This window comes from Methylophaga sp. OBS4 (assembly GCF_026319305.1).
Classification (GTDB): domain Bacteria; phylum Pseudomonadota; class Gammaproteobacteria; order Nitrosococcales; family Methylophagaceae; genus Methylophaga.
On the sequence record NZ_JAPDMV010000021.1, the window covers coordinates 23124 to 42512 of the forward strand.

The following is a 19389-nucleotide window of genomic DNA, read 5'->3' on the forward strand; positions in this document are numbered from 1 at the left end:
ATGAAAAAAACCACGCTTCTAACCGGTTTACTGGCTTTTACACTACTGTTTTCTCCTGCTCGGGCTGACATCAGGATCAATGAACTCGAATTCAGTGAAACGGACTTTATCGATGTTATCCGCACTCTGTCGGAGTTTTCCGACAGCAATATCATTGCTACCCCGGAAGCCACCCAGACCAAAGTCACGATACATCTGAAAAACACCACGGTGGTCGATGCTATCAAATCCATCGCCCGGATCAGCGATCTCTGGTATCGCTATGATGAAGACACCGATACCTACCGCATTATGAGCCGCGAGGAATACGGTAAAGATCTGATCGTCCGCGAGAGCGAACATATCGAAGTTTTCAAACTGCTTAATGCCAATGTGCAAATCATCGCACAAGCGATAGAAGACCTCTACGGCAACCGCGTGATTCTGTCTTTGGGAACCGAGCCCGGGCAGAACAACTTGAACGGCAGTTCTTCAAACAGCAACCGAAGCGGGGTACGTAACTCTCGCTCCACAACGGGAAGCCGCAGCAATACGAACCGGAACAGCGCAAGCCGCGGTGGGGTCTCCGGCAGTAATAACCTGGCAGTCTCAGGCAACCAGGTTGAGACAGAACAACTTTCCATCGATCAGATAGAACGCCTGGCTAACCTGATGAATACTCAAGGCAGCAGCAGTATCGACACTGAAACACTGCAACAGATCACAGTCCAGGCTCAGCCTATATATATCACGGTCAACAACGAGCACAATATGATCATCGTGCGCACCGATGATCGTAAGGTGATTCAGTCCATCCAGAAACTCATCGACCAAATGGATATTCCAGTACCTCAGGTAATGCTGGAAATGAAAATTCTCAGTGTGATTCTGGGTGAGGATTTCAATTCCATATTCAACTTTGAACTGCAGCCCAGCGGCAGTAATCAGTCGCAGCAGCCGATTCTGCTCGGCAACAATGCCCTGCTCAATACCGGTTCGTTTATTTATGAATTTTTAAACAGCCGCCTGCGGGCCAATCTTGAATTTCTGGAACAAAACAGACGCGTCAAAGTGCTTTCCAACCCGATGGTATTGGCCTCCAATCATAGAGAGGCAGAACTGTTTATCGGTGAAGAAAGTATTCTGACTCGCGGCTTTACTTTCAATCCGGCTACGGTAACGGCTACCGGCACCATTGTGCCTTCCTTTGTCGAAACGGAAACCGAGCTGGAGGAAATTGGCATCACGCTCAGAATCACGCCCCGCATCAACTCCGATGATACAGTGACGCTGGAGCTGGAGCAGGAGAGTTCCACCATTAACCCCGGAGGTGGAACCATACCTGTCGCAGATGGCGAAGGCAATGTTTTGAACCTGTCAGTCGATACCGTCAACACCGCCCGTCTGACAGGGACAGTGCTGGCCAAAGATGGCTTGACCGTTGCAGTAGGTGGCCTGATTCGCAGCAGTAAATCCAACAGCGAGAAAAAAGTGCCGGTCCTGAGTGAAATTCCAGTTATTGGCCGTGTTTTCAGAAACAATATTGAAACAGAGGAAGATACTGAAACCGTGTTGCTGATCACGCCCCGTATCCTGAATACACCTGAAGACAGCGAAAAAATACGGCAACGCGATAACCGTTTTTATCAGGATCATAACCGCGGTTATCCGGATCTGGAACCGTTCCCGAACAAATTCATCAACAAGGATAAGCCCGTCACTGCTAGTGCAGATACCAACCAAAATCGGCAACAAACCTATATGGAAATGAGTCAGTTCGCGGCCGATACCATCCGTGTTCCCGAGATCGAAAGGCTGCGCAACGATCTTTACCAACCGGTCAGCGTCAATCGCCAACCATTAACCCATTTGTTCAATGACAAGCGGGTTCAAGCCACACCACAGGCCAGTTGGAACCGTGGCGGTCTGCATGTCACCGCTGTTGAGGTCACCAACCGCTCCGGTGAAGCCATGCCGGTGGACTTCCAGCAGGTCAACGGCAAGTGGCTCGCTTCCTTGGTCGAAAGCTCGGTACTCGCAGCACAAGGCAATACGGATGATCGAACTTATCTCTATCTAATTTCGGCATTGCCGTTTAACGAAGTGGTTGCTGGCATCAACTGAGTCAATGGATCTGATTATGCTGCAACTTGATGCTTTTCTGGCATCTTACCGACTGGATTCCCGCCTGCATGGGAATGGCGGGGTATTGTCATTGCGAGCGATAGCGAAACAATCCAGTCCTGATTTCGAACAAGATCCGGATTGTCACGGCCTGCAACCTCGTAATCACGATGTGTTGTCATTCCTGCATAAGCGGGAATCTAGAATTGCTCAAAACAATGGACTATTCAGGGTTCCCATGCAGAAGCGTGGGAAACAGCGTAAATATAATGCTCCTGCATTTTCGGCATACAGGCCATCCTTGGCCATAAAGCCGCTTCCGCAAATTATATTGTGTGGCATTATCAATCTTTATACCGTCGCCATATCCGCTGCACCGCAGTTGCAGATGCATGTCTTCGATCAGCCTGCCGAAACAACAACATCTGCGTCACCATCGACAGCACCCAAACTGCATATGCATATTTTTCAGCCAAAGGAGCATCAAAACCGGCAGCCAATAGCAGCAACCAGTCCGGTGCTCAGCCATAACATCCCACGCACCCGCAAACAGACTTTGTCTTATACCCGGGCAGATATCTATTTCAAAACAGGTTATCGCCGGGATGAACTGGACTGGAACATAGCGGGCCCGAACGGTACGCCCAATATCCTTTCCGAACTAAGCTGGGATGACCTTGAAATTGCCACTATCAACGCCGGCGCGACATTGTATACCGGCAATAATTGGCTGTTTAACCTCGATCTGGTTTATGGCCGGATTTACAACGGCGACAATCAGGATTCCGATTATCTGGGCGACAACCGGACTTTTGAGTTTTCTCGCTCCAATAACGGTGCCGATGAAGGCGATGTATATGATATTTCGGTTTATGCCGGTTATCGCTGGCAATGGCTTCAGAATAATATCGCGCGAGGGGAGGTCCGCCCCCTGCTCGGTCTCAGCTATCATGCCCAGAACCTGAAAATCGTCAATGGTTTTCAGACCCTTCCTGCATTTGGGCCATTTTCCGGGCTGGACTCCAGCTACGATGCCACCTGGTTCGGGCCATGGCTGGGGCTGGATACCCTGTTGTCATTCACTGACAAGTTTAATTTAACGGTTGGTGTCGAATACCATTACGCCTTTTACGATGCCACGGCTAACTGGAACCTCAGAACCGATTTTGCCCACCCGGAGAGTTTTACCCATGAGGCCGAAGGTTACGGTCTGATCAGTCGCGTCGAGGCACGATATCAACTTGATCCCCGTCTGACGCTGGATATGTCCTTGAATTATCAGCACTGGCAGGCGGATCGCAATGGCAAGGACAAGACATTTTTTGCCGATGGCACTAGCGCTGAAATAGAACTCAATGAAGTCAACTGGCGCTCCTTCGGCGCCAATCTCGGAATCACCTATGCTTTCTAACCCATTAAAACGCCTGCTGCCGGTTGAATGGGCGCTGGCTACACTATTTCTCGCGGCTTCCATTTACTTCCATGCCAACCCCGGCGGCAGCGGCTTTCGCATTCCTGCCAATATCGTGGTCTGGCTGATCGCCAACCTGATCGGTTTTTATAGTTTGTACCGACTCACGAAAAAGCCTTATTTTTACCTGCCGCGGTATTATCTTTATATCCTCGCTTTTCCGGCTTTGGCTTTTATCAGCGGTATTTTTGCCGGTGTCGAAATTCCCAACCAATGGCTGATGCGAATGCTTTATATCTGGGGCGGTGCACTGTTTCTGTTTGCCCTGTTTCAATATCCGCTGAAACAAGCCCGTATCGATCGGGTGTTGTTTATTGTGGTGATAGCCGGTTTGCTGCATGCTGCTGTCGGCATCGCACAAATCTTTTTTCTAACCGATATGCCCGGCTGGCTGCCGGTCAACAGCTCAGGCATACCAACCGGGCTGTTCCAGCAAATCAACAACCAGGCCAGTTTTCAGGTTACGGTACTGCTTATAGCTTTCTGGCTGATTACCCGCCCGGCCGTTCGTTACGGCCACTGCTCGCGTTTCATTGTGCTCGCCATTGCGATTGCCTGCAGTGCTTTCGTAATCAGTTATTCCGGTTCACGGGTGGGTGCATTGGGCTTTATCCTGGCCGCACCGTTATTTTTAGTCAGCCGCTGGCGCTTTATCAGGCAAGACTACTGGCTCTGGCTCACTGTCTTGTGCATCATGTTGCTGGCGGCTATCAGCGCCAATAGTTTCGAAAACCAGCGTGGTCTGGCTAGCGTTGCCGAAAAAACCGCCGCTATCAATGCCGGTTACTCCAGTACGGCGCGCCTGGGTATCTATTCCATCACCTTGGAGTTGATCAAGGAGGAGCCGGTTTTCGGGCATGGCATCGGCAGTTTTGTCCGGGTCTGGCAGCATAAAAAACCGGTTTTTTATGCCGAATACCCTGATGCCACACTGCCCAAAGAACGCGTCTCGCACCCACATAACGAAACTATTTTCTGGCTGGTCGAGGGTGGCATATTGGCAGGACTCGGATTGCTACTGGTATTTATCGGGGTGTTGAAAAACCTGAAATCGTTGCCGCACAGTCGCCGTTATGCCTATGCCGCGTTGTTGATACCGATAGCCCTGCATACCCAGGTGGAACTGCCATTTTATATTTCCGCAGTTCACTGGTTTTTGTTTCTGTTACTGCTTTTTGTTGTCATGCAGCCAGGCAGACAGCGTTTCCGCGTCGGTTTGTCACTTGCCGCCAGTAAGCTGGTGAAATACATCGCAATAATAACTTACCGTACTTTCTACTGCTTTTATCGGCCATAGCATGGCCGCCAGTATCGAATTCAGGGACTTTATGCTTGAAAAGAACCAAGATCAGGAAGGTCCTTTTGTTATTGCGATGCAAAACCCCTATTTTAGGCCATTCGCCACCCATCTGATGATGGGGCTGCTTTATACCAAAAGTCTGCGTTACGGCATACGCAGCAATATCGAGCTTTTTGCTGACTGGGTGACTGTTGAACTTAAACGCAACCCGCACATAGCCTATTATCAGCTAGCAGTTAATGCTCAGCAGGCTTTGGCTGATAGCAAAAAAGCCTGTGACATCGCAAAAGAAGCACAGGCTATTTATCCTCTGGACAAGGCGATCAACAAAGCTTTGTCCAAATGCAACGAGCAACAGTGACGAAGGTTTTTCCCGCTGCTGGTTCCCGCGAAGGAGCGCGGGAACCTAAAAATATTAGCTAATAAATTCGCATCTACGGCCGCCATGGGAATCCGGTGCCATCATTCGCTTTGAAATACATCATTATCTGGAGAGAACATACAAGGAGCGGCTTTACGGCTTTAGCCGCGAATATTTCCAGGATTAAGGCGTGACATGCCTGCAAAGGCCCTTTTTCAAGTGCTAATCAAAACATACCCAGCTGTAACTGGGCCGCTTCACTCATCATGTCTTTAGTCCACTGCGGATCCCAAACCAGTTCTACATGGGCACTTTTAACCCCTTCCACAGACATAACACGGGATTCAACATCGCCCGGAAAAGATTGTGCTACAGGGCAGCCTGGCGCGGTCAGCGTCATATCAATGCTGACGTTGCCTGAGTTACTCACATCAATGTTATAAATCAAACCCAGTTCGTAAATATTAACCGGAATTTCAGGATCGTAAATGGTTTTCAGCACTTCAATCACGTCTTGTTTCAGTTGTTCCGGACTGGTTTTCAATTGATCGTTCATTTCTGCCCTACTCTGTTGTTACTGAAATATCATGGTCACTATCAACGGCAGCATGGACTGTATGCCATGACAGCGTGGCGCATTTAACACGTGCCGGGAACTCCTTTACGCCACGTAACACTTCCAGCTTGCCGGAAAGTTGCCCATCTTCGGCTTCCCCCGTTAAGGCTTTGTGTACCTGCTCATAGAGAAGCTCGGCTTCTTCCATGGTTTTCCCCTTTAATATTTCCGTCATCAATGATGCCGATGCCACTGAAATCGCACAGCCGCTGCCCTGAAAACTAACATCTTCGATGACATCATCATTCAGTTTTACATACACCACCAAAGCGTCGCCGCAAAGCGGGTTGTTGCCATGCGCCATATGATTGGCATCGGTAATTTCACGGAAATTACGCGGATTTTTTTTATGATCCATAATCACTTCTTGATACAGATCTCTCAACTCATTCATCAGGCAAACAACTCCTGTGTTTTCTTGATGGCATTCACCAAGGCATCTACTTCCTGCTCTGTGTTATAGAACGCAAACGACGCTCTGGCAGTAGCAGGAATGCCATAAAACTGCATCACCGGTTGTGCGCAGTGATGACCGGCACGGATAGCAACGCCTAACTGGTCGAAGATGGTGCCGATATCATGTGGGTGCACATCTTCGATCATAAATGACAAAACACTGGCTTTTTGCTTGGCTGTACCGATAATGCGGACACCGTCGATCGCTTCCAGTTTGGCGGTAGCGGATTCAAGCAGGCTGTGTTCGTAAGCGGCCAGATTATCAATGCCTACTCCCTGCATATAATCAATCGCGGCACCCAAACCAATTGCACCGGCAATATGGGGGGTACCGGCTTCAAATTTATACGGCAAGGTGTTGTACTGCGTATGCTCAAAACTCACCGACAGAATCATGTCGCCCCCACCCTGCCAGGGCGGCATGACTTCCAGCAAAGCCTGTTTACCGTACAAGGCACCGATACCGGTGGGTGCAAACATTTTATGACCGGAAAAGACATAAAAATCACAAGCCAGATCCTGCACATCTACTTTTAGATGCGGTACAGCCTGTGCACCATCGACCAACACCGGGATGGATTTGGTATGAGCTTTGGCGATTATATCTTTCACTGGGTTAATGGTACCCAGCGCATTGGAAACATGACCGATTGCCAGAATTTTAGTGCGTTCGGTGAGCAAATCATCCAGACCGGATAAATCCAGTTCCCCTGATTCGGTCATCGGAATCACTTTCAAGCTGGCACCAGTCTGGTCACAGACCATCTGCCACGGCACGATATTAGCGTGATGTTCAATATGACTGATCAACACCTCATCGCCGGGGTGTAACTGCGGACGAACAAAACTCTGTGCAACAAGGTTAATAGCTTCAGTCGCACCGCGGACAAAGATAATTTCTTTATCAGAAGAGGCGTTCACAAAAGCACGTACTTTATTGCGTGCGGCTTCATAGGCATCAGTCGCCCGTTGACTCAGCCGATGCACACCGCGATGTACATTGGCATTGTCATAACGATAATAGTCGCTCACCGCTTCAATCACCTGAACCGGCTTCTGGCTGCTCGCGGCATTATCCAGATAAGCCAGCGGATGACCGTTGACCTCCTGATTCAAAATCGGAAAATCACGGCGAATCGCTTCTATATTGAAAGGGGACAGCGTTTCAGCCAACGCTTGTCTTTCTGGTTGAGTCATAGATTAAACACCTCTCGGCAATCGCTGTTCTATCACGTTAGACATTGCCTGACGGATAGGTTCTGACGGAATACGTTGCAACACTTCTACAGCAAAGGCATAGGTCAGCAAACTACGAGCACTGACCTCATCCAGACCACGGGCACGCAGGAAAAACAGTTGTTGCTCATCAATCTGTCCCACCGTGCTGCCGTGACCGCATTTCACGTCATCAGCATAAATTTCCATTTCCGGTTTACTGTCAATTTCGCAGCTGCGTGATAACAGCAGATTCCGGTTGCTCTGGTTGGCATCTGTTTTCTGTGCATCTTGGTGCACAATAACTTTGCCGTTAAACACCGCATGGCTGTTGCCATCCAGCACACCTTTGTAAACTTCTTCACTGGTGGTATGCGGAACGGCATGATCAATACGCGTGTGGTTATCAATATGTTGATCACCATCAACCAGATACATGCCATCCATCGTCACATGAGCCTGTTCCCCCAGAAGCTGGCTGTGAATATCATTACGAGCCAGCTTGCCCCCCAGGGAAATATTATTGGTGTTCCATACACTGCCGGCAGCCTGTTTCGCTGCCAAGGTAGCAATATGGTACTGAAGCAAAGACTCCTGCTGCAGCTTGAAATGGTGCAATGTGGCCTGCTCTGCCAGTTTGACTTCAGTAACCACATCGGTGAAGCCAATCGTGTCTGTCAGCCCCACATAATGTTCAATGACCGTCGCTTCACTGTCTGCATCCATTTGAACGACATGGCGCAAATGGGTTGCCAGCTTGTCTGTGCCGCCACTGTTTATCACCAGAATTTCAACCGGCTTAACAATCCGGCTGTTCGCCGCAACATGCACATAAGCCCCTTCCTGCATCAACATGGTGTTAAGTGCATTCAGTCCGGGTTTATCAATATCAATCTGCTGTCCCAGCACATTTTGCAGTTCCGGCAATGTTTGTGACAGTGGCGCGATGGCCAGGCCGGCTTCCAGATCAGTTAACTCGGATAATTCGGCATTGAACCGACCATCCACAATCACGATACGGTAAGCATGTTCCAGTAAGGCAAACTGGGCACAGCGGGCAGTATCGATAGCAGCAGCCTTAGCCTCGTGGGTGAACCCTTCCTGAGTGAGTTGCCACAGAGAAGTGTATTTCCAGTCTTCTTGTTTCTTGGCAGGCAGGCCGTGACGTTCAAACTGACCACGCGCCTGTTCACGCAACTGTGTTAACCAGTTGAGTTCATGGCCCGGCAAGGTGCTGCTGACAGCTACCTCACTGAACGGCGTTGTGATTTCAGTTAATTGTTTCATGCTGTCTGACCTTCCGGCGCTTCGTGTATCCAGCTGTAACCGGATTTTTCCAGTTCTTTCGCTAATTCTTTATCACCGGATTTAACGATACGGCCTTCCGACAAGACATGTACATAATCGGGCACGATATGATCCAGCAAACGCTGATAGTGGGTAATCATCACTATCGAACGGTCGGCAGCACGCAGGCCGTTGACACCGTCGGCAACCACGCGCAACGCATCAATATCCAGACCCGAATCGGTTTCATCCATAATCGCCAAAGCCGGTTCCAGAATGGCCATTTGTAAAATCTCGTTGCGTTTTTTCTCGCCACCAGAGAAACCTTCGTTGACGTTACGTTGCAGAAACTGTTCGTCCATTTTGACCAGTTTCATTTTGTCGCGAACCAGCGTCAGAAAGTCGATAGCATCCACTTCTTCCAGCCCCTGATATTTACGCACCGCGTTCAGCGCCGCTTTTAACAGATAGATATTGCTGACGCCGGGAATTTCAACCGGATACTGGAAAGCCAGAAATACGCCACGTTGTGCACGTTCTTCCGGTTCCAGTTCCAGCAGATTCTCACCTTTGTAGAACACTTCCCCCTGAGTGACTTCATAACCGTCACGACCAGCCAGCACGTTGGACAAAGTACTTTTTCCAGCGCCGTTAGGACCCATAATCGCGTGGACTTCTCCGGGATTAACCGTCATGTTGATACCGCGAAGAATTTCTTTGCCATCAACACTGGCATGTAGGTTTTTAATTTCTAACATCTTCACTCTCTAAATTTCTGAATAATCTTTAAATACGCTCGAGTAAACAGGCGACCAGGGCTTAACCCACAGAACCTTCGAGCGATAAACCAAGTAGATTTTGTGCTTCAACGGCAAATTCCATCGGCAGCTCACGAATAACCTGCTTACAGAAACCGTTGACGATCATTGATACCGCATCCTCGGCATCCAGACCGCGTTGTTTACAATAAAACAACTGGTCTTCACTGATCTTGGAGGTTGAGGCCTCATGTTCGACTTTGGCTGTCGGGTTTTTCACTTCAATGTACGGGAAGGTATGCGCACCACAGGTGTCCCCCATCAACAGAGAGTCACATTCTGTGTAGTTACGCGCATTCTCAGCCGTCGGTGCAATCCGTACCAGGCCACGGTAGGCATTTTGTGAATATCCGGCTGAAATACCTTTGGAAATAATGGTGGAACTGGTGTTTTTACCCAGATGAATCATCTTAGTACCGGTATCAGCCTGTTGCCTGTTATTGGTTACCGCGACTGAGTAAAACTCACCTGTTGAGTTATCTCCCTGTAACACCACACTCGGATATTTCCAAGTGATGGCTGAGCCGGTTTCAACCTGGGTCCAGGATACTTTCGAGCTTTCCCCCCGGCAGGCGGCACGTTTGGTCACAAAGTTATAAATACCACCTTTACCGTTTTCATCACCGGGATACCAGTTCTGCACGGTAGAGTATTTAATTTCGGCCCTATCCATCGCAACCAGCTCAACAACCGCCGCGTGCAACTGATTTTCATCACGCATCGGCGCCGTACAGCCTTCCAGGTAGCTGACGTAGGAATCATCATCGGCAATAATCAGGGTTCTTTCAAACTGACCTGTGTTAGCGGCATTGATCCGGAAATAGGTCGATAATTCCATCGGACAACGCACGCCTTTGGGGATGTATATAAAGGAGCCGTCACTGAACACCGCAGAGTTCAATGTCGCGTAAAAGTTATCTTTATAAGGCACCACACTACCCAGATATTTTTTCACCAATTCCGGGTGTTCTTGTACCGCTTGCGAAATCGGCATGAAGATAATGCCTTCTTCAGCCAGTTTATTCTGGAAGGTGCTCGCTACCGAAACACTGTCGAACACCGCATCTACGGCCACACCGGCAAGACGCGCGCGCTCATCCAGTGGCACACCCAATTTTTCATAGGTACGCAACAATTCCGGATCAACTTCATCCAGGCTTTTAGGTCCACCCTCTTTTTTCTTAGGGGCAGAGTAATAACTGATGTCCTGATAGTTGATTGCCGGATAATACACATGAGCCCACTCCGGCGTTTCCATGGTCAGCCAGTGACGGAATGCTTTCAAACGCCATTCCAGCATGAACTCAGGCTCACCTTTTATACGGGATATCTCGCGTACCGTATCTTCGGTAAGGCCAGGCGGCAGGCTATCGGACTCAATATCAGTAATAAAGCCGGCTTTATATTCTTTCTGCGTAATTGATTCAAGTTGTTGACTTTGATCAGTCATGGAACTCACCATCCTGTATTGTTGCTACACTCATCTTGCTTGCCGATGAGTAAAATTGAATTGGGCTCAAGCCCGATGTATTTTGTGGCGCCAGCAGCATATTGGATAATTTCACTTCATCCAGCGCGTGAAAAACGGCATCGTTAATACGTGTCCAGTTGGTCTGCACCGCACAATGCGTCTCCTGATCACAGTGACTTTCATCACTGACACACTCAGTGAGCGAAATAGGGCCTTCAATGGCCGTAATGATTTCCGCCACTGAAATCTGTTCAGGTGGGCGATTCAGGCTGTAACCGCCGGTCACGCCCCTCTCAGAATCCAGCAAGCCACTGTGTGACAGCGATTTCAGTACCTTACGCACCGTCGGCAACGGCACTTTAACGGCTTCTGCAATCGCATGAGCACTATGCTGCATCTCACGATGAGTTGCTAAATAGCTCATTAGCACAATGCCATAGTCTGTTAATTTTCCCATGCGAAGCATAGCTGGATCCTCCTAATTGGTACTATTATAGTATCAATTAAACCAATAACCAAGTGTTTCGCTCAGTTATTGTGAATAGAGCGCGTGAAAACTGCTGCGATTTCGCGTATGGTGGAGAACTTTAAAACTGACAATTCTACTAAATTTAGCGAAACATCTTACGTATTTAATCAACTTTGAGAGCACATTAATGAAATTAAACACACTCGCTTTTTTACCCTTGTTATTTGGAGCAACCGTAATGGCTGATGATCACGCCGCCCAACTGGAAACAGATAAACAGAAAATCAGTTACATCTTCGGCATTCAAGTCGGACAAAACATGCTGCAGGAAGGCGTAGATTTAGATCTCGAAGCCTTTAAAGCAGGTGTTGCTGACATGTTTGCAGGCAGACAACCCCAACTGGATCAAGCAACTGCTGAAAAAGTCATCGGCGATTTCCAAGCTAAAAAAGCGCAGGAAATGGCTGAACTGATGAACAAAAAACAGGCAGAAGCCAAAGCTTATATGGCTGAAAATGCCAAGAAAGATGGCGTTGTCACCACTGACAGCGGCCTCCAGTACCAAATCATCAAAGAAGGTGACGGCGCCACACCAACGGAAAAAGACAAAGTCATCGCACACTACCGCGGCACCTTGCTTGACGGCACCGTGTTTGACAGTTCTTATGATCGCGGTGAACCCGCGACCTTCCCCGTCACCGGTGTGATTCAGGGTTGGCAGGAAACCCTGCAAATGATGAAAGAAGGTGGCAAATGGCGCATCGTCGTTCCGGCTAATCTGGCTTATGGCCCTCGTGGTGCCGGTCAGCTGATCGGTCCTAACGAAACACTTATTTTTGATATTGAACTGATTGCGATTACTCAGTAAAACTTTCGCAAAAGATCAAAAAGCCGCCTGCGGGCGGCTTTTTTGTTTATACCGAAACACAACATCGTTCAAGCCAGTAAAGCTCTCAGATAACCCCAGTCGAAACAAGGCCCCGGATCAGTTTTTCGCCCCGGCGCGATATGTTCATGACCGGTAATACGTTCATAATTAAGCGCCGGATAGGCATCACAAAGGCTTTTAATCAGTTGCACGAGAGACTGATACTGCGCCTCACCAAAAGCTTTATCGTCACAGCCTTCCAGCTCAATACCGATAGTGAAATCATTGCAACGTTCACGCCCTTGCCAGGTTGATACACCGGCATGCCAGGCGCGTTTATGGAAAGGTACAAACTGTGTCACCCCGCCGTCACGACGAATCAATATATGTGAAGAAACCTGCAAATCTTTTAATCCAGCAAAATACGGATGGGCGGAACAATCAAGCCGATTCAGAAACAAATCATCGATCCAGGAGCCCCCAAACTGCCCGGGAGGCAGACTGATATTATGCAGAACGATACCGCTGATATCAGTGGCATCCGGACGGTCATCATGGTTGGGAGAAAGCAAAATTTTTGCATCCTGCAACAGACCGGTCTGAGTATCAATCTTCATTAGTGCTCCTTCAAAACGATATTGTCGAATCCAACGCTAATCCAATATTCCAGGCACCATTCGCGGGGGATGTAGGTACATTTCCGGAAACGGTAACACAGCGGGGAGCCTCCGGGTCAGCCTGGAAGCTGCACCAAGTGTTTTCTCTATGCGCTTAAAATGGATTAATGCTTTGACACGCGTTACCCTATTGGGCTTTCATCGAAACTAGAATTTAATATGGCTATAACTAATCCGCTTCCGGCAGCGTTTATTGAATCTCAGGTCAAGCTTGCCCTGCTTGAGGATATCGGTCAACAAGATCTCACTGCTGAATTGATTCCAGCCGACGCCGAGGCCCACGCAACCCTGATAACCCGTCAGCAGGCCACCTTGTGCGGACGCGACTGGTTTAACAGTGTGTTTGCCCAGTTGCACCCGCAAATTCAAGTTAACTGGCTGGTTGCAGATGGTGACAGACTGGAAGCAGACCAGGTTATTTGTGAATTGAACGGCCCGGCCCGCGCAATATTGACCGGTGAACGCACCGCAATGAACTTTTTGCAGACTTTGTCCGCAACCGCAACGGTGGCGCAGCAATATGCCGATGCGGTGGCCGGACTGCCGGTGAAAGTGCTGGATACCCGCAAAACGTTACCGGGTTGGCGTATGGCTCAGAAATACGCTGTTCGCTGTGGTGGTTGTTTTAATCATCGTTTTGGCCTGTTTGACGGTATTTTAATCAAAGAAAATCATATCAACGCTGCAGGCTCCATCGCCCAGGCAGTTACACAGGCCAGGCAGTTACATCCGGACGTTGCTGTCGAAGTGGAAGTGGAAAACCTGGATGAACTGCAACAGGCACTGTTTGCCCATGCCGATATCGTGCTGTTGGATAATTTTGATATTGATTTGCTGCGGCAGGCTGTGGCCATAAATCAAGGCCGGGCCCAACTGGAAGCCTCTGGCGGCATTTTGCTCGACAATATTCGTCAGATTGCTGAAACAGGGGTCGATCGCATTTCTGTGGGTGCCCTGACCAAAGATATACAGGCTGTCGATTTGTCGCTGCGTTTCCAATAGGCAAAAAAAACCGCGGTGCGCCTATGGCGGCACTACGGCTGAGAGTAAACTTATTCCAGGCCGATTTGCCAGAGTTCGCGGCTGATTTCAACAATCTCTCCGGATGTCGCATCGACCTCAATTTTCATTTCATCACCGGTTTCAGTGTCAATATCGAACTCATACGAAGCTTGGCCATTAGCTTCAATTTCATACTCAACTTCGATAATTTCGCCCGGATATAAATCAAGGGCGATCTGGCGTGCTTGCTGCTCGCTAATGTTGACTTTTGACTTGAACAACGGATGGTTGGCCTGATCGACCTCTCTTTCCATTTCCACAATCACACCACGCTGCGCATGACACTCGACATCCCAGTCCCAACCATCCAGACCGCGAATATCGAACTCATAAACAGCTTGGTCTTCTTCTATTTTTGATTCGACTTTGACAATCTGACCGGGGCGTTCCTTAAGCGCAGCTTCAAGGCACGTTTCAAACTGTTGTGGATTGTCTGCGGCCTGCAAAGCGACGGGCAGCGATAATGCTGTGACGATGAAAAACAGATATTTCATTTATTTGCCTCAATAAAAATGGGCTGCCGAAGCAGCCCATTTGAAGTAGTCTCCTTAAAGGGTGATCTTGAAGCCAATCCAGCCGGCTCTTGGTGCGCCGGCTCCGACAAAGCGAGGATCTTCAAAATCAAATCCCGGCGCTTCATCCGGCTCACCATAGAGACCAAAGGTTTCATATTCACTGTCGAACAAGTTGTCGACCTTGGCAAAGAATTGCAGGTTTTTAGTCGCTTTATAACGGCCGTGCAGATTCACAACCTTGTAGTGACCGATTTTCTTATCAACATTGGCTTCGTCACCCCGGAAGTATTGGCTGGAGTGATAAGAAGCAGTGAAGCCCATTGACAGCTTTTGTGTGAAGCCATAGTCGGCACCAATCTTGATATTGTGGGCCGGAATGCCTGGCAGACGGTCACCGTCTTTGACAGTGAATGTTTCGAGCTCGTCATCGACTTCACGCGCATACTGGAACTCATCTTCGAATGTCGCGCGAACATAAGAGTAGTTAGCAAACCAGTCCAGTTTATCAACGTTACCGAAAGCACCCAGTTCCAGACCTGCACGGGCGGTTTTATCGATATTATCGAAAATACCGACATTCAGACGAGGATCCTCAGGATCTTCTTCTGTAGCGGGGAAAAAGAACAGATCATCTTTCAGCTCGGTGTAAAACACACCGGCATTCCAGTTGACGCTGCCGTTTTGACCACGTAGACCGGCTTCAATGGTTCTGGCGACAATATCATCCAACGGTGGATCAGCCAGGAATGAATTCGGCAATGAGCAGGGGTTATCCGCATCAGCGCAAGTCAGCTCGGACGGGGTCGGTGCACGATTCGACTCGCTGTAGTTGGCGTAAGTGCTCAGATTATCTCTAATCGCATAAGTCATACCCAGAGAGGGGTTGAAACGAGCAAATACATGGTTATTACCGCTTTCGTTCAGATCCTGTTCCCCACCTTCACTGGTACCGGAGATATCGATTTCGATGTGGTTATAACGACCAGCCACAGTCAAAGCCAGACGCTCAGTCAGAGAATAGGTATTAGTAAAGTAAAGGCTATAGGTTTCCGTTTCGATGTCTCCGTCCACAACGGTTTCATCAATAATGAACCCTGTACCATCTGTGCCACGAGAGGAAGTAAATTGTGCAATTTCAGACTGTGAACTGTGGTCAACATCAGATTTATCATAACTGGCACCAACAATCAGCTGGTTTTGGCGGCCAAACAGATCGTCCAGGAAAGTTGTCTGCAGACCAAAACCATAGCTGTCCTGTTCGGTTTTACTGGTATTGTTAAGTGCGACATCATCATCATCGGCGAAGCCTAATGCCGCGGCATCATCACTTACTACCTCATCAAGCACATCATCATCATCTTCATCTTCACCAATTTCACCGCCTATCACTGAAAGCTCAGAACCATCACCGTTGAAAGTGCTGCGATCACTACGACGGTAATATGTATTTGCGGATAACATCGTGGTCTCATTCAACCAGTGCGAACCATTCAGCGTGAACATACGCAGTTCGTTCTGGGTATTGTCTGGATGGGTGAATACCGCTTCACGGTCCTGGGCCACCAGTTCAACCGGAGAGGCACCGTTGCCGTTCAGATCACTGTCAACGGCTGTAATACCCAGATCCAGTGTTGTATCTTCATTGGCATAACTCAGATTAGAGAAAAACTGCTCGACACGTGATGGTGATTCGTCGCGCCAGCCATCCTCTTTGGTGATGGAACCGGTCACAAAATAAGCAAAATTACCATCACTGCCACCACTTTCAATGGTGCCGGAATCACGACCGAATGAACCGGTATAAGCTTCCAGGCTATGGCCCTGATGAGTAAAACCATTTTTGGTTTGAATCGATAACGCGCCACCGAGTGTATTCAAACCAAATACCGGATTCGACCCCGGAATCAGGTTCATACTGGCGATCGCAGATTCAGGGATTAATTCAAAGTTAACTGCGTCCCCAAATGGTTCATTGATGCGAATGCCATCCATGTAAACCGACAGGCCCTGAGAGTTACCGACCAGTGGTGAGGCGGTAAAACCGCGGAATTTTAGGTCAGGCTGGAATGGATTGTTTTGAGCCTGATTGAGACTCACACTGCCCAGCGTTTTATTCATAAAATCCGACAGGTCGAGAGCCTGAACACGCTCGATGTCTTCAGCGTTCGCCGACTGAATATTGGCAGGAATTTCATCAGCCGGTAGACCGACACCGTGCATCGGCGTGGTACCGATGACTTCAATATCGGTCAGCTCGACTTGATCTTCAGCTGCTAATGCCGCGCCGGAAAACAGCGCTGAGGCAAGCATCAAGCTTATCGCTTTCTTTTTGTGTGGAACTCGCATTACTTATTACTCTCCCGAAGTTCTTTTATAGTAGTTATGGTTGTCAAACTCGATATACAAAGCACATATAGTGCCAAGCTATAAAAACAATTATTTACAACCACTTACTTCCAAGTCGGTTCGGTGACTAAGCACAATGCGGTTATTTACAACCAACAAAAATGGTTGATATCAGCCAGATCTGAACCAGGCAAGATTATTATGTAATTTAGTGACTTCACCAATAATCACCAAGGTTGGCGCAACCGGCTGTTCACGCTCGGCCAATGCCGGCAATTGAGCAATCGTACTCAACCAGACTTTCTGATTCTCCGTCGTCCCCTGCTGCACCAGCGCAGCGGGCATATCGGCAGCCATACCGTGGGCCTGCAACTGCCGGCTTAATTGCGGCAGACCGGCCAGGCCCATATAAACAACCACCGTTTGCCTGGGTTGAACCAGGCTGGGCCAGTTCAATTCCAGCTCTCCGTCCTTAAGCTGCCCGGTCACAAAAACACAGCTTTGTGCATAGTCCCTGTGTGTGAGCGGAATACCCGCATAACTGGCACAACCTGATGCGGCGGTAATACCCGGGACCACTTGAAACGGAATTTTTTCATCGGCGAGGGTCTCGATCTCTTCACCGCCACGGCCAAAGATAAACGGATCACCGCCTTTGAGACGTAACACCCGCTTACCCTGTTTGGCATGCTCCAGTAATAGTTTGTTGATTTCTTCCTGACGAACCGCATGCCAGGCACGCTGTTTACCGACATAAACCAGCTCGGCTTCTTTGCGTACCAGCGCCAGAACTTCTTTGCTGACCAGCCGATCATAAAAGACCACATCCGCCTGCTGCATCAACCTGAGCGCTTTGAAAGTCAGCAGTTCCGGGTCACCGGGACCGGCCCCCACCAGATAGACTTCTCCCTGGCTTAAGGCGTCACTGTCCGGATCAGCCAGTTTTTCCAGCAAGGTTTTCTCGGCCAGTTCTTCTCTGCCTGCCAGCATATGATCGGCCACCGGTCCTTCCAGTACCGACTCCCAGAAACGCCGACGCTGGCTGAGTTTGGAAAATTTGTTTTTAACCGCCTCCCGATAACGGCCTACCAACTGACCCAATTGACTATAGCCCGGCGGAATCAGGGTTTCCAGTCGCGCCCGCAGATTTCTCGCCAGTATCGGCGAATCACCGCCGCTGGAGACCGCAATCACGATAGGAGATCGATCCAGAATAGAAGCCAGAATGAAATCACATAAACCAGGACTGTCAGCCACGTTGACCAGAATATTTCTGGCCTTGGCGGCAGCATGCACCTGCTCGTTTACGCTTTCATCGTCAGTTGCCGCGATCACCAGACGTTGCGCAACCAGTTGCTCAGGAACGAAACGTGCATTGAGCCATTCAATCTCACCGTTATCGACCATTTTTTGTGTGGTTGAAGCCAGCTTCGGAGCCACGATGGTGACTTTTGCCTGGGCTTTCAGTAACAAACCTGCTTTGCGTGCGGCAATATCACCGCCGCCGACAACAAGACAATCCTGTTGTTTTAAATCAATAAATATCGGTAGGTATTCCATGCTTTCTATTCAATTGGAAAGAGGCAAAGACAGCCCCTGAAGGACGTAACCATCGTAGAGATTCTGTACCACGGCTACCAGTTTAAGATTGTTCAGATCCCAGTCTTGATCCAATGCGATTTGAGTGTTCAGTTCCGTCTCACCGTCTTTATCCAGATCAAAAGGTCCCAGCCAGGCACGAACCAGGTTCTGGTGATTAAAAATCGCGCCTATATTATCACCACCATGGATTTCGCTGACGATATTATCTTCGGTAATGGCTAGATAGAGTTTTGAATAATCCCGATTCTCATCACCGCTAACACTGATTTTACTGCTGACATGAAGTTGTGATGCCTGTTTTTCGACATTCAACTTGATATGAGCTATCGGCGCAAAGCTGTTGACGAACTCGATCACGTCAATGCCGTGTTTTTGCCAGTTATGCACCACTTCACCACTGATAAAAATTTCCGGGGTAAACACGGTCTGATACAGGTTCAACCTCGCCAGTTGCCGCTGACGCTCGGAAAACAACGGTTTGGCGAAACGATCTATCCAGCCTTTCGCATCGTTCAGATAATCGATATGAAACCCCAAAACGATCAACTGCTCTTCCGTAATACCTTGCTGCGGCAGTCGCTGCACCCAACGATCCGCCGCCGGACATAATCCGCAGCCCTCGGAGGTAAACAACTCCATCACCGCCAGTTGTTTGTCAGTGCTTTGGGCTTGCCATTCCTCTGCTACAGCTATCGGTGGCAAGAACAAAGCCAATAGCCCCAACAGCAGATATTGCTTGATTTTCAGCATGA

18 protein-coding genes are annotated in these 19389 nt (G+C 48.9%); 6 read left to right on the forward strand and 12 right to left on the reverse strand.

Annotated features, from left to right (window positions below):
- Genes OMP95_RS08010 through OMP95_RS08025 form a run of 4 tightly spaced genes read left to right on the forward strand, consistent with a single transcriptional unit; the run spans nucleotide 1 to nucleotide 5235 of the window.
- Nucleotides 1–2103 (forward strand): DUF3438 family protein, encoded by a 2103-nt coding sequence (locus tag OMP95_RS08010; RefSeq protein ID WP_266327684.1) that lies wholly within the window; start codon nucleotides 1–3, stop codon nucleotides 2101–2103.
- A gap of 16 nt (nucleotides 2104–2119) precedes the next feature.
- Nucleotides 2120–3514 carry a TonB-dependent receptor gene (locus OMP95_RS08015; protein ID WP_266327686.1) on the forward strand — a complete coding sequence of 465 codons (1395 nt, stop codon included), beginning with the start codon at nucleotides 2120–2122 and terminating at the stop codon, nucleotides 3512–3514.
- A complete protein-coding gene (locus OMP95_RS08020; protein ID WP_266327688.1) occupies nucleotides 3504–4871 on the forward strand; it encodes an O-antigen ligase family protein in 1368 nt (455 codons plus the stop codon). Before OMP95_RS08015 ends, OMP95_RS08020 begins: the two co-directional genes overlap by 11 nt.
- Before the next feature lies 1 nt (nucleotide 4872).
- Nucleotides 4873–5235: a hypothetical protein gene (locus OMP95_RS08025; RefSeq protein WP_266327690.1), complete on the forward strand. Its 363-nt coding sequence runs from the start codon at nucleotides 4873–4875 to the stop codon at nucleotides 5233–5235.
- 226 nt (nucleotides 5236–5461) lie between these two features.
- Here the strand turns inward: OMP95_RS08025 and OMP95_RS08030 are convergent, their stop codons facing one another.
- The 7 genes from OMP95_RS08030 to OMP95_RS08060 form a co-directional block, all read right to left on the reverse strand.
- Nucleotides 5462–5791, reverse strand: coding sequence for an SUF system Fe-S cluster assembly protein (locus OMP95_RS08030; RefSeq protein WP_266327692.1), 330 nt, complete (start codon nucleotides 5789–5791; stop codon nucleotides 5462–5464).
- Between the two features lie 7 nt (nucleotides 5792–5798).
- Nucleotides 5799–6245 carry a Fe-S cluster assembly sulfur transfer protein SufU gene (gene sufU / locus OMP95_RS08035; protein ID WP_266327694.1) on the reverse strand — a complete coding sequence of 149 codons (447 nt, stop codon included), beginning with the start codon at nucleotides 6243–6245 and terminating at the stop codon, nucleotides 5799–5801.
- The gene (locus tag OMP95_RS08040; protein WP_266327696.1) at nucleotides 6245–7504 is read right to left on the reverse strand and encodes a cysteine desulfurase; all 1260 of its coding nucleotides are present in this window, start codon (nucleotides 7502–7504) and stop codon (nucleotides 6245–6247) included. Before OMP95_RS08040 ends, sufU begins: the two co-directional genes overlap by 1 nt.
- 3 nt (nucleotides 7505–7507) lie before the next feature.
- Nucleotides 7508–8809, reverse strand: coding sequence for a Fe-S cluster assembly protein SufD (gene sufD / locus OMP95_RS08045; RefSeq protein WP_266327698.1), 1302 nt, complete (start codon nucleotides 8807–8809; stop codon nucleotides 7508–7510).
- Entirely contained in the window at nucleotides 8806–9567 is a 762-nt protein-coding gene (gene sufC, locus OMP95_RS08050; protein ID WP_266327700.1) for a Fe-S cluster assembly ATPase SufC, read from the reverse strand. Before sufC ends, sufD begins: the two co-directional genes overlap by 4 nt.
- A 61-nt stretch (nucleotides 9568–9628) precedes the next feature.
- A complete protein-coding gene (gene sufB, locus OMP95_RS08055) occupies nucleotides 9629–11077 on the reverse strand; it encodes a Fe-S cluster assembly protein SufB (RefSeq protein ID WP_266327702.1) in 1449 nt (482 codons plus the stop codon).
- On the reverse strand, nucleotides 11070–11564 hold the full coding sequence (locus OMP95_RS08060) for an SUF system Fe-S cluster assembly regulator (RefSeq protein WP_266327704.1): 495 nt from the start codon (nucleotides 11562–11564) through the stop codon (nucleotides 11070–11072). The genes sufB and OMP95_RS08060 overlap by 8 nt, the downstream gene beginning before the upstream one ends.
- A 190-nt stretch (nucleotides 11565–11754) precedes the next feature.
- Here OMP95_RS08060 and OMP95_RS08065 point away from each other — a divergent pair, with 190 nt between their 5' ends.
- On the forward strand, nucleotides 11755–12435 hold the full coding sequence (locus OMP95_RS08065; protein ID WP_266327706.1) for an FKBP-type peptidyl-prolyl cis-trans isomerase: 681 nt from the start codon (nucleotides 11755–11757) through the stop codon (nucleotides 12433–12435).
- Between the two features lie 68 nt (nucleotides 12436–12503).
- Here OMP95_RS08065 and ampD read toward each other — a convergent pair whose 3' ends face one another.
- A complete protein-coding gene (gene ampD, locus OMP95_RS08070) occupies nucleotides 12504–13052 on the reverse strand; it encodes a 1,6-anhydro-N-acetylmuramyl-L-alanine amidase AmpD (protein ID WP_266327708.1) in 549 nt (182 codons plus the stop codon).
- 219 nt (nucleotides 13053–13271) lie between these two features.
- On the opposite strand from ampD, the gene nadC reads away from it, so the two are divergent.
- Complete coding sequence (gene nadC / locus OMP95_RS08075) at nucleotides 13272–14114, forward strand: carboxylating nicotinate-nucleotide diphosphorylase (RefSeq protein WP_266327710.1); 843 nt, start codon at nucleotides 13272–13274, stop codon at nucleotides 14112–14114.
- A 50-nt stretch (nucleotides 14115–14164) separates the two neighbouring features.
- On the opposite strand, the gene OMP95_RS08080 is transcribed toward nadC, so the two are convergent.
- The 4 genes from OMP95_RS08080 to OMP95_RS08095 all read right to left on the reverse strand — a co-directional run bounded on the left by OMP95_RS08080 (nucleotide 14165) and on the right by OMP95_RS08095 (nucleotide 19387).
- Nucleotides 14165–14668, reverse strand: coding sequence for a PepSY domain-containing protein (locus tag OMP95_RS08080; RefSeq protein ID WP_266327712.1), 504 nt, complete (start codon nucleotides 14666–14668; stop codon nucleotides 14165–14167).
- Between the two features lie 54 nt (nucleotides 14669–14722).
- Nucleotides 14723–17035 carry a TonB-dependent receptor gene (locus OMP95_RS08085; protein ID WP_266327714.1) on the reverse strand — a complete coding sequence of 771 codons (2313 nt, stop codon included), beginning with the start codon at nucleotides 17033–17035 and terminating at the stop codon, nucleotides 14723–14725.
- Between the two features lie 171 nt (nucleotides 17036–17206).
- Complete coding sequence (gene cysG / locus OMP95_RS08090; protein ID WP_266327716.1) at nucleotides 17207–18595, reverse strand: siroheme synthase CysG; 1389 nt, start codon at nucleotides 18593–18595, stop codon at nucleotides 17207–17209.
- Nucleotides 18596–18604: 9 nt separating this feature from the next.
- Nucleotides 18605–19387 (reverse strand): DUF1223 domain-containing protein, encoded by a 783-nt coding sequence (locus OMP95_RS08095; RefSeq protein WP_266327718.1) that lies wholly within the window; start codon nucleotides 19385–19387, stop codon nucleotides 18605–18607.
- Nucleotides 19388–19389 lie beyond the last annotated feature (2 nt).